Consider the following 13114-nt stretch of genomic DNA (forward strand, 5'->3'; position numbering starts at 1 on the left):
AAAGGAACGTCAGTTGGCAGCCCCTCACTCGCCCCGCACCGACGACTGGTGGCGTGAAGCCGTCATCTACCAGGTGTACCCGCGCAGCTTCGCCGACGGCGACGGCGACGGAACCGGGGACCTCGCGGGAGTCCGGGCGAGACTGCCCCACCTCGCGCGACTGGGCGTCGACGCCGTCTGGTTCACTCCCTGGTACGCCTCCCCGCTGGTGGACGGGGGCTACGACGTCTCCGACTACCGCACCATCGACCCGGCGTTCGGCACCCTCGCCGAAGCCGAGAAGCTGATCGCGGAGGCCGCCGAACTGGGCATCCGGGTCATCGTCGACATCGTCCCGAACCACGTCTCCGACCAGCACCCCTGGTTCCGCGCCGCGCTGGCCGCCGGGCCCGGGAGTCCCGAGCGGGAGCTGTTCCACTTCCGGACCGGGCGCGGCGAGGGCGGCGAACTGCCGCCCAACAACTGGCCGTCGCAGTTCTCCGGGCCCACCTGGACCCGGGTGCCCGACGGCGAGTGGTACCTGCACCTGTTCACCCCGGAGCAGCCCGACCTGAACTGGGCCCACCCCGCGGTCCGCCGGGAGCACGAGGAGATCCTGCGGTTCTGGTTCGAACGCGGCGTCGCCGGCGTGCGCATCGACTCCGCCGCCCTGCTGGTCAAGGATCCCGCGCTCGCCGACTTCGAGGAGGGCGTGGACCCGCACCCGTACATCGACCAGGACGAGCTGCACGACGTCTACCGCTCCTGGCGGTCGATCGCCGACGAGTACGGGGCGGTGTTCGTCGGCGAGGTCTGGCTGCCGGACGCCGAGCGCTTCGCCCGCTACCTGCGCCCCGACGAGCTGCACACCGCCTTCAACTTCAACTTCCTCGCCTGCCCCTGGGAACCGGACCGGCTGCGGCGCGCGATCGACGACACCCTCGCCGAGCACGCCCCCGTCGGAGCCCCCGCCACCTGGGTGCTGTGCAACCACGACGTCACCCGTACCGTCACCCGCTACGGGCGTGCCGACACCTCGTTCGACTTCGCGAAGAAGGCTTTCGGCACCCCGTCCGACCTGGCGCTGGGCACCCGGCGGGCCCGCGCCGCCGCCCTGCTGACCCTGGCCCTGCCCGGCTCGGTCTACCTCTACCAGGGGGAGGAGCTGGGGCTGCCCGAGGCCGACGTCCCGCGGACGAGCATCCAGGACCCCATGCACTTCCGCTCGGGCGGCACCGACCCGGGACGGGACGGCTGTCGCGTCCCGCTGCCGTGGGAAGCCGACGCCCCCTGGTGCGGATTCGGCACCGGGGCCGGGCCGTGGCTCCCGCAGCCCGAGGGCTGGGGCCGCTACGCCGTCGACCGGCAGGCGGCCGACCCGGACTCGATGCTCGCGCTGTACCGCGCGGCCCTGCGACTGCGCCGGTCCGAGCCGGGCCTCGGGGACGGCCCCCTCACCTGGCTGCCCGCCGGCGACGGAGTGCTGGCCTTCGCCCGGGAGCACGGTCTGGTCTGCGTCGTCAACCTCTCCGGGCAGCCGGCCGGACTCCCGCCGCACGAGGCGCTGCTGCTCGCCAGCGGCCCGCTGGACGACGCGGGCCGGCTGCCGCGGGACACGGCGGTGTGGCTGCGCGCCTGAGCGCCCCGCGCCCGCGACAGGGTCCCGGCCACCGTGTCGCACGGCGGCCGGGACCCTGTCCGGTCTCAGTCCTTCAGCGCCGCGCCGGCGGCGGTGAGGGCCTTGGTGTTCTCCGCCTTCGCCGCCGTCAGCCGGCCCTTGTGGTCCGCGATCTGCTGCTTCTGGATCTTGGTCTCGGCCTTGAACCAGACCTTGACCAGGCCGGTCTGCCGTTTGCAGTCGATCTCCGCCAGCGCGACGTCGATCTCCTTCCGCGAGGCCGGGTCGGTGTGCGGGACCAGCTCGGCCGACTCGGTCGGCGTCGCGGCCTCGTAGCCCTTGCCCTTCATGCACTGCGACCAGGCGCCCATGGCCTTCTTGACGGCCGGGACGTCCATCGACTGCACGAACGACCGGCCGTTCAGCTCCGAGACGAGCTGGAGGTCGGCCGCCGGCTCGGCGATCTTCTCGGCCGCGTATCCGGCACAGCCCTTGGCGTGGATCTTCTTGCCGTTGTAGGTCTTCGGGGCCGCCTTGGCGACGAAGGAGCCGTTCGCCCCCGCCTTGGTCGGCTTGCCGTGCCCGGTCAGCACCTCGACCTGCGCCTCGCTCAGGTCCGGCACCTTCTGCCGGGGCTGGTCGGTCAGCGCCTCGGGCAGCCCGTAACCGTACTCGGCGGCGGTCGCGCGGTCGGTCAGGCCGTAACGGCGCTCCATGTTGGCGTCGTTGTCGTTCGGCGGCGGGGTGGCGCCGGCGACGGTGAGCTTGACGTCGAACCCGTAGCCGGCCATGCACTTCTCCTGGAGGTGGCGGGTGGCCGTGTCCAGGGTGACGGTGTCGGCGTAGGTCTGCATGTAGGCCTCGAGCGGCAGGGACAGTCCCTTGGCCAGGCCGCGCTGCGGGGTCGCCTTGGGCCAGTTGGCCTTGTCGACCAGCGGCTTGCCCGCCGCCGCCGGGGCCGCGTCATGGCCGGAGCCGCTCGCTCCGCAGGCCGAGAGCATCCCGGTTGTCGTGATCATGACAGTTGCGGCGATGAGGGCGCGCTTGTTCCACATGGGGTGACTCCTCGGTTCGGATCAGGCGAAGTGCTGGGAGGCGTTGTTGTTCTTCAGCGCCGAGATCAGGTTGGTGAGGTTGCAGTCACCGTAGGGATCGTTGTGCGCGAAGTACTGCGAGGTGCCGCCGTAACCCGAGTTGTAGTACACGCGGTAGTTGTCGGCAGGGGCGCAGTTCTGCACCGAGGCCGCGTTGTTCTTCGTGTACTGGCCGGATCCGTTGCCGTTGCCGTTGAACACGTACCGGTACGTGCTCAGCGTGGAGCCCTGGTACTGGCTGGTGCCGTAGTAGTCGCTGACGTTGCCGTAGAACGACGACCAGCTCGACACGTATCTGCCACCGCTGACCGCCAGCTCCTTGGAGTTGTACAGCAGCCACAGGTCGCCCTCGGAACAGGTGATCCAGGGCACGTCGCAGTTGTCCGTGACCTTGTACTCGGCGGCGTGGGCGGGGGTGGCGGTGGCCATGAGCGCGGCGGTCGCGGCGAACGCGGAGACGACCGCGCCGATCCTGGACCGCAGCCGGACGTTCTTCATGCTGGGGGAACCCTTCGCTCGGGACATGTTGATCATCGGAAGCGGATCTTACAGAGAGCGCTTGCGCCGGGGACAGGGTTTTTTCCCCGTCCCCGGACAGCCTCGTCGGTCTCACCAGGGGAACGCGCCCGACCTGTGGAAGGAGACGAACAACCAGATCACCAGCGGGAACAGGACCAGGAGGACGAAGGCGGCCAGCGCCTTCGCCCACCCGGCGGTCCTGCCCCGGCCGTCAGCGGGCACGCGCGTCACAGCTTGCCCACGGCGCGGGCGAACGCCTGCGCGTAGGCGCTCGTACCGGTCCCGGTGGGGTGGAAGCTCTCCCGGCTGACGCACCAGCTTTCTCCCAGATTGCAGCGGAAGTCGCCGTTCCCCTGCGGGGCGACGACGATCTTGTTGACGCCCTCGGGGTCGTCGCAGGCGCGCCGGCCCGCGAAGTCCGGATCGGGCGACTCGTAGCTCACCGGAAGGCCGGACGAGTGCAGTGCCGTGACCATCTGCTGCTGGGCGCTCGCCATGGTCCGGGCCATGGTGTTGATGCGGATCATCCCCGCACCGCCGACGCCGCTCACACAGGTATGCGGTTCACCAACCAGCGCCGCTCATCGAGGGGTTCCGCGGCACCTACGGCCGGCGCAGCGACGGCACAGAGCTGTCCCCACCACGTCAGCCCCCCTCACGGCCACCCCCGACAGCAGCGCACGCCCTGCGGGCACGCGGCAGTTCCCGTGGATGCCCCGCCGGTGCCGTACTCCCACTACACGGAACCGAAGTCTGGTCTAGTCCACCGTTTCAGCACGGGCCATCCTATGTAGGTAGGCATGTACATGCCATGCAATCGCGGCTCCTGGCCGTCTCTCCCTGGCCCTGGGCGGCGGCCATGCCGGTCAGCGACCGCTGGGGAGCCCCCCGCCCCCAGCGCCCACTGTCACATGCCCCGAAGGGGCTCGCACGGCGAAGTGGTCAGCCGTGTCTCCACAGTTCGACCAGCGCGTGGGCCGACTCGGCCGCACCGGCCACCAGCAGCGGCGAGCCGAAGACGAAAGTCTCGCCCGCCGCGCCGAGGACCGTCCGCCCACGCTCGCGGCAGAGCGCGACCCCTGCCGCTACGTCCCATGGCTTGGGAGCGACGCACACACAGGCGTCGAGCCAGCCCTCGGTGACGCCCACGAGGTCCAGCGCCATCGAGCCCTGCATCCTGAGGCGGTACACCTCCTCCTGGAGGCGGCCGAGGAAGCCCCGGACGGGAAGGGCGCCGGACCCCGTTCCCGACAGACCGACCACCGCTCGCCGCAGGTCTCCCGCTCCCGCCGCCTCGGCCGCCGGGGCGGTGACCGCGGGATCGGTCGCCCAACGCCGGGCGAGAGCGGGCGCGTGGATCACGCCGAGCACGGGAGCGCCGCCTCGTACGTAGGCGAGGGAGACCGCGTACATGGGCGCGCCACGGGTGAAGTTCATGGTGCCGTCGATGGGGTCCAGCAACCAGCAGTGTTCCGGCAACCGGTCGTGTTCCGGGGCCGACTCCTCGCCGACGACCGGCACGTCCGGCGAGAGATCCGCCAGGACCCGTGTCACACGGGCTTCCACCTCGGTGTCGGCGTCCGTCACTTCCTCCCCGGAGGCCTTGAACCGTCGCGCCGTCCAATCGTCCGAGGCGGTCGACAGCCAGCCGACCGCCTCGTCGACGGCTCGTTCGGCGATCGAGCGGTACGCCTGGAGTCCGGTCACGGCCGGGCCAGCGGCAGCTCCACCAACTTCTGTGCGTGAGCTCCGTGTTGACCCATGACGTAGAAACTGAGCCGGTCGAAGACCCACGCGCCGGGAAGCGAGACCCGCTTCGGCGTGGTGCGGACCAGTTCGCGGGCGACCGCCTCGGGCGCGCGGCCCAGCGTCATGTGCGGGGCATAGGCGTCCCCGACGTAGCGATAGCCGTACTTCTGGTAACTGATCCGCTCGCTGTCCGTGAAACGGGAGACGTCCTTGTCCCCGTCGAAAGCACTCCGGTCGAGGTGCGAGTCCAGCGCGGCCACCACGGACTCCTGCAGGGACATCAGCAGGGGCGGCCGCTCCAGAGCGAGGAAGAGCCATCCGGTGGGCTGATAGACCACGCCCGGGCTGGACAGCGTGAGTTCGCCGGGCAACCCCATGTCTGCCGCGGACGCATTGATGCCGGCCAGGGTCTCGGCCGGATCGAGAGAATCGTGGAACGGGCCCTGGAAGACGGTGACATGGGGAAGGTTTCCGTCCGTGCTCAGCGGCGGCTCCAGATCGACGTCTCCGCCGACACTCCTCTGCAACTGCACGGCGGCACGCAGGTGATCGGCGCGCGGAAGCAGTGCGACGCCAAGCCATCTCGTCATGGGTGAGCTCCTACTTTCCTGAGTACGTGCAATGCCGCGTCGAGTCCCCGCCGCATGCAGGCGGCCGGTGGTTCCCCGTTCAGCCAGCCGGCTATGACACCGGCGTCGAACGCGTCGCCTCCGCCCGTCCTGTCCACGGGATCCACCGGCGTCGTCGGCTGGTGGAAGAGCTGTCCGTCAGCAGTGGCCCACAGGGCGCCCTCGGGCCCCATGGTCACTATCACATCGCCCGAAACCAGATCGGCACACCGCCGCGCGTTCGTGGCCGCATCGGCAGCGGACGCCTGCGGGACCCGGGCCGCTTCGTCGGCGTTCATGAAGTTGAGCGACGCCTTCGCCGCCAGGTCGCTCATGTCCCGGCCGTTCCACTCGACGGAGACGCTGCGCCCGGCTCCGTGAGCCAGAGCGACGATGCGTCGCAGGGCCTGGGTGGGCTCGCCCACGACATGGACGTGGTCACAGCCGCGCACGTCGCCCTCGGTGACGGCGTCGAACGCCAGACCGCGATCGGCGCCGGCGAACGTCATCATCCGCTTGCCGCCGCCCGAGGAAAGGACGACGGCGGTGCTGGTCCGGGCTCCGGCCTCCACCCGCACCAGCGACGTGTCGACGCCACGCTCGCGCAGAGCCTGCAGGCACATCATGCCGGCCGTGTCGCCCCCCACGGCCGAGGCGAGCCGCACCGAGCAGCCCTGACGGACCAGCCCGGCAGCCGTGTTGGCACCAGCGCCCCCCGGAGTCACCGCGCACGCCGTGCCGCGCAGCTTCTCGTGCTCCAGGGGCAGCCGCTCCGCCTGGGCGATGACGTCGAAGTTCGTGCCGCCGACGACGAGCACCCGCTTCGCGCGGCTCACGGGGAACCCCAGCGGTAGCTCTCGAACAGCACATGGCGCACCAGCCGCTCCCGGCTGTCGGCCAGGGTCCCCGGCGGGAAGGACGCATGCGTCACCAGGTCCCGGATCATGCGCTCGAAGTGCTCCTCGTCGGTGCCGACGCCGTGGAACGAGCGCATCAGTTCCGTGAACAACTCCCGAGGTCGCAGGTCCAGTTCCTCCAGCCACTTGCGGTTCGCTATCAGCACGTTGGCGGCGGCGGATCGCAGCCGTGCCTGGGTGGCAGCGGGAAGCACCTCGGAGTTCAGCAGTTCGAAGTACGCGTCGTCCTCGTGCGCGTGCATGCGGAGGTTCTGGCCGCCGACCGCCAGCACGTCACGGTTGAGGTGGAAGAGTTCGAGGCCCAGGTGATGCGGAACGTCGAGGATGGTGACCCCACGGGATCGCAATCCCTCCTCGTCGGTTGCCAGGGCGGACAGCAGGTTGTCGAACATGTCGCTGTGTTTGGGCACCGCGATCTGCGCGCCCTCGGGATTCGCCAGAAACTCTTCCGCGGTCGTGCTGCCCCAGCGCCCGGCCCGAGAGGCGAGGAGGTAGAAGTTCCGGCCGCCCATCGAGTAGCCGACCCGCCCGACGGTCACGACCTGGTCGCGGACCGCCTCCTCGGTTTCGAGCATGCGGAGCACCCGCTGCTCGTTGTAGACGGCCGCGTCGAGGAGCCGGGTCGACACGTCGCGTACGAGGCTGTCGGCCCAGGGGAGCTGGACCGGTACGACGCGGTGGTTGCGCCGTGCCATGGCCTTCTCGAAGCCGCAGCCCAGCAGCACCGCCTTCACCACGATCAGCGTCGAGTCGGCGAGCCGCGTCGTGCCCGTTCTGCGCTGGTGTGCCGTGAGCCGGTGCCTGGCGTGCTCCTCGGCGAGCGACGTGCTGGTCTGCCCGTACCAGACGGCCAACTGGGTGAGCGCGTCTAGGCACGGCCGTACGTCGTCGGCCGAGATCTCCTCGGTCGACGCGTCCTGTGCGTGACTGCCGTAGTTGCCGTAGTTCTGGATCGTGCGAATGGCCAGTACGATCTTCGGCGGCACCAGGCCCTTGCCCGTGAGAACCGTCAGAAGGGACTCAAGGGTCGGCTTGCTGCCGACGGCCTCCCGTAGCGCGATGTCCAAGAGAATCGACTCCGCCGCTCTCCTCGCCGTACCGAGGAACACCTCGGGGTCGGATTCCGCGTACCTGAGAGCTTTCCTGTACAGCCGGAGCGGCTCACCCTCGCTGCTGGTCACCCCGTTGCCCGTATCCTTCTCTCCCTGCTCCGCAGGGCAGGAAGCTAGCAGGGCGACAGCCTGACGCACAGTCACGATCCGGCCGTATGCGTATACGGCCGGATCGTGCCGGCGTTCATCCGTCGCCCTCGGATCCTTGCCCGCTCAGTGAGGACAGCACGAGACGGCCGTAACGCGTGGTGAGCACGAGGGCCGTGGCCGACAGGGCCCCGCCGAGTGCCACGAGCAGCGGTACGACGCCCTGGAGATCGAGCAGCGGGAGAGCTGCCAGCGCCGTACTCAGCGGCAGGCCGAGGATGGTCAGGACCCCCAGGGCTCCGGCGATCTGCTGGCTCTCCTGGGTCTGTACCAGCCGCGCGTAGTCGGCCGCCTCCGCGAGGATCTCGCCGAAGCGGGCAGGCAGCCGGTGCTGCGCCTGATATGCCGTCAGCAGGTCGTTCGCCGGTCCGTGCGCGGTCAGGTGCTGACGCCAGTACGTGCTGCGGAAGGCCGCGATGCGCCGCTCCAGCGCGGAGACCCGCCGGGCCAGCCGCGCACCCTCGAAGATGCCCGACAGGGCGTCGGTGAGCTCGTCGATGTGATCACGCTGGACGGTCCCGAGGAGCAGCGCATCCAGGTAGACGGTGCGGCAGTGCGACTCGGCGAAGCCGAAGAAGTCGCCGTCCCCGGTATCCGGCCGGTGGCCGAGGAACGCGGCGCCGTGGCGCAACACCAGTGCGCTCCAGTCCGCGGACAATCGAAGCACCTGTGCCCGCTGCTTCGGCCACTCCTCCAGTGCCACCGGGAAGTCGGCGTCCGTGGAACGGGATGCCAGGGACCACAGCCAGCGGTCGGCGGTCTCGGGCAGCCTGCCGTCCTGTCGCAGGGCGGGGGAGTGATGAGCCTCCGGAGTGACGAAGGCGAGTGTGTAGGGAGCGTCGGTCTGCGGCACAGCCACCGCTTCGAGCAGCGCCGCGGGGGAGAGCGCACCGTCGAGCGGATCGGGCCCCGCGGACTGCCGGTGACCGATGGCGCGCAGCGTCTCCAGCAGTGCGGGGCCCGCGATGTCGAAGTGCAGGACGGCAAGTGCCTGGTGGGGCTGGCGCGCGGTGTCGGTGCGCAGCAGCTCGATGCCTCGCAGGTGGAGCGTGCCCTGCCGTAAGTCCATGAACCGGTGCCACCGGCAGGGGCGCCCAGGGGTGCCGTAGAGGACGCGGGCGGCGGCCGGTGTGAAATACGTCTGCCGGGTCTCGGCGTCGGTGCGGCGGCCGCCGCCCAGGTCGAAGGGTATGGGGCCCGCCTGCCACGGAGGAGGAGCCGTGAGGCGAGCGGGCACGATGACCGCAAGTGCCTGTCGTACACCAGTGACGGAAGCCAGCTCCGTGGTCAAGGCCGGACGCCTCCCATGTGGACCGCTGCGATCTGGACGGGTGCCTCAGAATAAGGGAGGTCCGGGCGGACCGGCCGGGCGTATGTGAGGGCGGCCTCAGTCCTCCAGCCGCACCGGCATGAGCAGCGAGAAGGTGTGCTCGTCGTCGGGGTGGCGGATCGCCAGGGGGGCCGTCGGGGAGGTGGACTCCAGGACGAGGTGGGTGTGGGGCACGGCGGTGAGGGCCTGCAGGAGGAAGTCGCGGTTGACGGCGATGCGGCCCTGGCCCGGTTCGGTGTCCTTGCAGACGGTCGCCGTGCCGTCGTCCGTGATGTCCAGGACGCTCAAGACGGCCGGGGAGCCGTCCTGTTCGTGGACCGGGCCGGTCGCCAGCGCCTCGCGGAAGGCGGGCGCGTCGACGAGGGCGCGGCGTCCCCTGGGGAGCTGGACCAGACGGCGGTAGTCGGGGAACTCGTGGTCGAGGTGCCGGCCGGCCACCTGGCGGTCGCCGGCCTCCAGCGTCACCCGGTCGCCGTCCAGGGCCAGCCGGGCGGTCTGCTCGCCGTCCAGGAGCGCCCGCATGGCGTCGGTGAGCGGGGTGGGCACGAGGAACCGGGCGCCCGTGCCGTCGTGTCCGGTGGTCGCGGCCCGGGCGACCGCCATCCGGTAGCGGTCGGTGGCCACGGTGTTCAGGGCGTCGCCTTCGACGTCGAACAGGACGCCGCCCAGCATGGGCAGTTCGGGATCGGTGCCGACCGCGAAGCGCACCGCGTCCAGGGCCGCGGCCAGGGCCGGCGCCGGGACGGACAGGTGCAACGGGGCGGTGCGGAGCGGGGTGGTCATGGGGTTCTCCCTCTGGTCGAGTAGGGCTCGGAGCGTGGAGAACCCGGTGCGGGCGTCGGACAGCCCCGCCTCCAGGCGGCCCAGGTGGGCCTGCAGCAGCTTGCGGACCAGGCCGGTGTCGGCACCGGACCAGGCGGCCAGGACCAGGCGGACGTCCGCCAGGGGCATTCCGGCCCGGCGCAGCAGCGCCAGTACCCGGGCCTCGTCCAGCTGTCCGGGGCCGTACCAGCGGTACCCGCTGGCCGGGTCCACCCGGACCGGGACCAGCACGCCCGCCCGGTCGTAGAACCGCAGGGCGCTCACACCCAGTCCGCTGTCGCGGGCCATCTCCCCGATACTGCGCATCTCGCTCTCCACACCCGCAACTCTGCGCCCTCAACCAGGTCGAGGGTCAAACACGCGTTCGCGGCCGGCTCCCGCCGCGGCGCCCGCACCGCCGTCTCTCTCACAATGTCGGGTTCCGGACAAAGAGTTGGCCAAGTGCCGGACCCCTCCGCCCGCTCGTGATCGGGTCTGCTGCGACGGCTGTACCACACCCGTTCGGGAGGATCCGGTGCCAGCACCAACCCGCAGAAGACGATGGCTCACGATCTGCGCCATCACCGCAACAGCCGGGCTCGCCGCGATACCCGCGAGCGCCGCGCCCGGTGGCCACGGCGGCCCCTTCGGGGTCCGCGCCCTCGACCGGCTCGCCGCCCAGCGCGAGCACACGGTGGGGACCGCCCCTCGGCTGAGATCGGAGGACGGGGACGACGGCAACGAGGCCGACGAGATAGCCGAAGGCGCCGACCAGTACGCCGAGGCCCGCACCGCGCCTGGCGTCGTCGCACCGGGCGCCTACGGCGCCGCCTGGCGGAGCCTGAACGACCTGAAGCGGACCAAGGGGAGTTGGCGGCACGTCACCGGACTGGCCTACGACTCCGACGACCCCCGTTACCGCGACATCGACTCCAACTCCAGCGGCGGCTCCGGCGAAGTCACCGGCCGGATGGCCGCGATGGCCGCGGACGACGACGGCTACGTCTACGCGGGCAGCGCCGGCGGCGGAGTGTGGCGTTCCCGGACCGGCGGCGGACACTGGCGGTCCATCAGCGACCGGCTGCCCTCGCAGTCCACGGGCGCGCTCGCCGTCGACGGCGCCGGCCGGCTGTGGCTCGGCACCGGTGAGGCGAACACCAACGCCGACGCCTACCTGGGCAGCGGTGTGTACGTGCTGTCCGACCCGCACCACGGTGCCTTCAGCACCCGCAGCCGGGTCGGCGGCGACGAACTGGAGAGCACCACCGTGCGCCAACTGCGGTTCGGCGGCGGCAAGGTCTGGGCGGCGACCAGCGAAGGCGTGTGGAGCCACTCCACCAAGAACCTGCACGGCCCCTGGAAGCTGGAGTTCGCGCCCAACCCCGACTACCTGCCGGGCGGTTCGAAGGCGACGGACGCGAAGGCCGCGTACAAGAACATCACCAACGACATCGCCATCGACCCCAAGAACCCCTCCAGGGTGATCCTCGCGGCCGGCTGGCGCAGCGGCGACGACTACAACGGCTTCTACACCAGGACCGCGGACGGCTGGCGGCGGATCACCAGCGGCTTCGGCGAACTGCCGACCGACGCCGGCAACGTGGGCACGGTCACCTTCGCCCGCTCCGCCGACGGCTCGCGCTACTACGCGATCGACCAGTCGCCCGAGCAGATGGCCACCAACCCGGACAGCGGCCTGCAGGGCATCTACAGGGCCGCCTCCCCCTTCGGCCCCTGGACGAGGATCGCCGACTACAAGCAGCTCACCGCCGACGGCTCCGCGCTGACCACCGCGGGATACATGCCGGGCGTACAGGCCTGGTACAACCAGTTCCTCACCGTCGACCCGGCCGACCCCGAGCACGTGTACGCGGGCCTCGAGGAGGTCTACGAGACCAAGGACGGCGGCGCCTCCTGGTCCACCGTCGGCCCGTACTGGAACTTCAACTTCCCCTGCTGGAGCATCGATCCCGCCCGGCAGTCCGGAAGCTGCAGCCAGACCACGCACTCCGACCAGCACGGCGTGGCGATCGGCCGCTACCACGGCCGGAGCTACGTCTACGTCGGCAACGACGGCGGCGCGTACCGGCGCCCGGTGCGCGGCTCCCAGGACTCCTCCGGCCACGCCACCGACTGGGCCTCGCTCAACGACGGCACCATCGACACCCTGCAGTACTACTCGGTGGGCGTCGGCAGGGACCCGGACCACCACGGCCCGGCCGTCACCGGCGGTCTGCAGGACAACGGCCAGTCGATCCTGCGCAGCGACGACAAGGTGATGGGTTCCGACTTCGGCGGTGACGGCGGCGACACCCTCACCGACCCGGCGAACGGCTGCAACATCGCCGAGGAGTACGTCTACCTCGCCGTCCAGGTCACCCAGAACTGCGCCGTGAACGACGGCTCCTGGATCACCGACCCCGCGAAGGCGACCTCGTACAACGTGGCCCCGGCCGACAACGCCACCGGCGAGGCCCGCTTCATCGCACCGCTCGCCGCCGACCTGAGGAACAGCGCGACCTGGATCGCGGGCGGCCGCCACATCTGGGTGCAGGACCACGGCTACGCCATCCGCAGCGGCTCCGAGTGGCGCGGCGTGTACGACCTCGGCGCCGGCCGCACCGCCACCGCCGTCGCCGCCTCGGGCGGCAAGGTGTACGCGGCCTGGTGCGGGCCCTGCAACGAGGACGGGTTCGCCCGCGGCATCGCCGTCGGCAACGCGGACGGCACCGGCTGGCACGACATCAGCCTGCCGGCCACCGGAGCGGACGGCACGGTGCCCAACCGGTACCTCAGCGGTTTCGCCGTCGACCCGAAGAACGCCGGCCACGTCTTCCTCACGGTGAACGGCTTCTCGCGGCACTGGACCGAGGGCCCCGGCGCCGGCGCCGGCCACGTCTTCGAGTCCACCGACGGCGGCACCACCTGGAAGGACGTCTCGGCCAACCTTCCCGACGTGCCGGCCGACTCGGCCGTGGTGACGCCGAACGGCGGTCTCGCCCTCGCCACCGACCTCGGCGTCGTCTACCGCGCCCCGGGCCGCAGCGAGTGGCGGCGCGTCGGTTCCCTCCCGGCCGTCGCCGTGCTGCAGCTGAAGCTCAGCCCGGACGGCGGCACCCTGTACGCGGCCACGCACGGCCGCGGCATCCAGGCCATCGGGGTGCGCGACCTCGGCTGACGCGGCCGCCGAGACGCGAGGGGTGATCCCGGCTCCCGGGGTCACCCCTCCGTCGTGTGCGG

Annotated in this window: 12 protein-coding genes; 2 read left to right on the forward strand and 10 right to left on the reverse strand. The window is 71.0% G+C overall.

Annotation, left to right across the window (positions count from 1 at the left end):
* The first annotated feature begins 13 nt into the window (after positions 1 to 13).
* On the forward strand, positions 14 to 1618 hold the full coding sequence (locus ACFQ9Z_RS10435) for a glycoside hydrolase family 13 protein (protein ID WP_383013942.1): 1605 nt from the start codon (positions 14 to 16) through the stop codon (positions 1616 to 1618).
* A gap of 65 nt (positions 1619 to 1683) precedes the next feature.
* On the opposite strand, the gene ACFQ9Z_RS10440 is transcribed toward ACFQ9Z_RS10435, so the two are convergent.
* The 10 genes from ACFQ9Z_RS10440 to ACFQ9Z_RS10485 all read right to left on the reverse strand — a co-directional run bounded on the left by ACFQ9Z_RS10440 (position 1684) and on the right by ACFQ9Z_RS10485 (position 10213).
* A complete protein-coding gene (locus tag ACFQ9Z_RS10440) occupies positions 1684 to 2652 on the reverse strand; it encodes a hypothetical protein (RefSeq protein ID WP_383013945.1) in 969 nt (322 codons plus the stop codon).
* A gap of 21 nt (positions 2653 to 2673) precedes the next feature.
* The gene (locus tag ACFQ9Z_RS10445; RefSeq protein ID WP_383013948.1) at positions 2674 to 3216 is read right to left on the reverse strand and encodes a hypothetical protein; all 543 of its coding nucleotides are present in this window, start codon (positions 3214 to 3216) and stop codon (positions 2674 to 2676) included.
* Between the two features lie 84 nt (positions 3217 to 3300).
* The gene (locus ACFQ9Z_RS10450; protein ID WP_383013951.1) at positions 3301 to 3432 is read right to left on the reverse strand and encodes a hypothetical protein; all 132 of its coding nucleotides are present in this window, start codon (positions 3430 to 3432) and stop codon (positions 3301 to 3303) included.
* 5 nt (positions 3433 to 3437) lie between these two features.
* Positions 3438 to 3737 carry a hypothetical protein gene (locus ACFQ9Z_RS10455; RefSeq protein WP_383013954.1) on the reverse strand — a complete coding sequence of 100 codons (300 nt, stop codon included), beginning with the start codon at positions 3735 to 3737 and terminating at the stop codon, positions 3438 to 3440.
* 415 nt (positions 3738 to 4152) lie between these two features.
* A complete protein-coding gene (locus ACFQ9Z_RS10460) occupies positions 4153 to 4917 on the reverse strand; it encodes an inositol monophosphatase family protein (RefSeq protein ID WP_383013957.1) in 765 nt (254 codons plus the stop codon).
* Positions 4914 to 5549, reverse strand: coding sequence for a 2'-5' RNA ligase family protein (locus tag ACFQ9Z_RS10465; RefSeq protein ID WP_383013961.1), 636 nt, complete (start codon positions 5547 to 5549; stop codon positions 4914 to 4916). The genes ACFQ9Z_RS10460 and ACFQ9Z_RS10465 overlap by 4 nt, the downstream gene beginning before the upstream one ends.
* Positions 5546 to 6403 carry a carbohydrate kinase family protein gene (locus tag ACFQ9Z_RS10470; RefSeq protein WP_383013964.1) on the reverse strand — a complete coding sequence of 286 codons (858 nt, stop codon included), beginning with the start codon at positions 6401 to 6403 and terminating at the stop codon, positions 5546 to 5548. The genes ACFQ9Z_RS10465 and ACFQ9Z_RS10470 overlap by 4 nt, the downstream gene beginning before the upstream one ends.
* The gene (locus tag ACFQ9Z_RS10475; RefSeq protein WP_383013967.1) at positions 6400 to 7665 is read right to left on the reverse strand and encodes a DUF4145 domain-containing protein; all 1266 of its coding nucleotides are present in this window, start codon (positions 7663 to 7665) and stop codon (positions 6400 to 6402) included. The genes ACFQ9Z_RS10470 and ACFQ9Z_RS10475 overlap by 4 nt, the downstream gene beginning before the upstream one ends.
* Positions 7666 to 7780: 115 nt before the next feature.
* Positions 7781 to 8980: a hypothetical protein gene (locus ACFQ9Z_RS10480; protein ID WP_383013970.1), complete on the reverse strand. Its 1200-nt coding sequence runs from the start codon at positions 8978 to 8980 to the stop codon at positions 7781 to 7783.
* 150 nt (positions 8981 to 9130) lie between these two features.
* Positions 9131 to 10213 carry a MerR family transcriptional regulator gene (locus tag ACFQ9Z_RS10485; RefSeq protein ID WP_383013972.1) on the reverse strand — a complete coding sequence of 361 codons (1083 nt, stop codon included), beginning with the start codon at positions 10211 to 10213 and terminating at the stop codon, positions 9131 to 9133.
* Between the two features lie 196 nt (positions 10214 to 10409).
* Between ACFQ9Z_RS10485 and ACFQ9Z_RS10490 the strand changes: the two genes are divergently transcribed.
* Complete coding sequence (locus tag ACFQ9Z_RS10490; RefSeq protein ID WP_383013975.1) at positions 10410 to 13052, forward strand: glycosyl hydrolase; 2643 nt, start codon at positions 10410 to 10412, stop codon at positions 13050 to 13052.
* The last annotated feature ends 62 nt before the right edge of the window (positions 13053 to 13114 follow it).

The sequence above is a fragment of the Streptomyces sp. NPDC056580 genome, assembly GCF_042793175.1.
GTDB lineage: Bacteria > Actinomycetota > Actinomycetes > Streptomycetales > Streptomycetaceae > Streptomyces.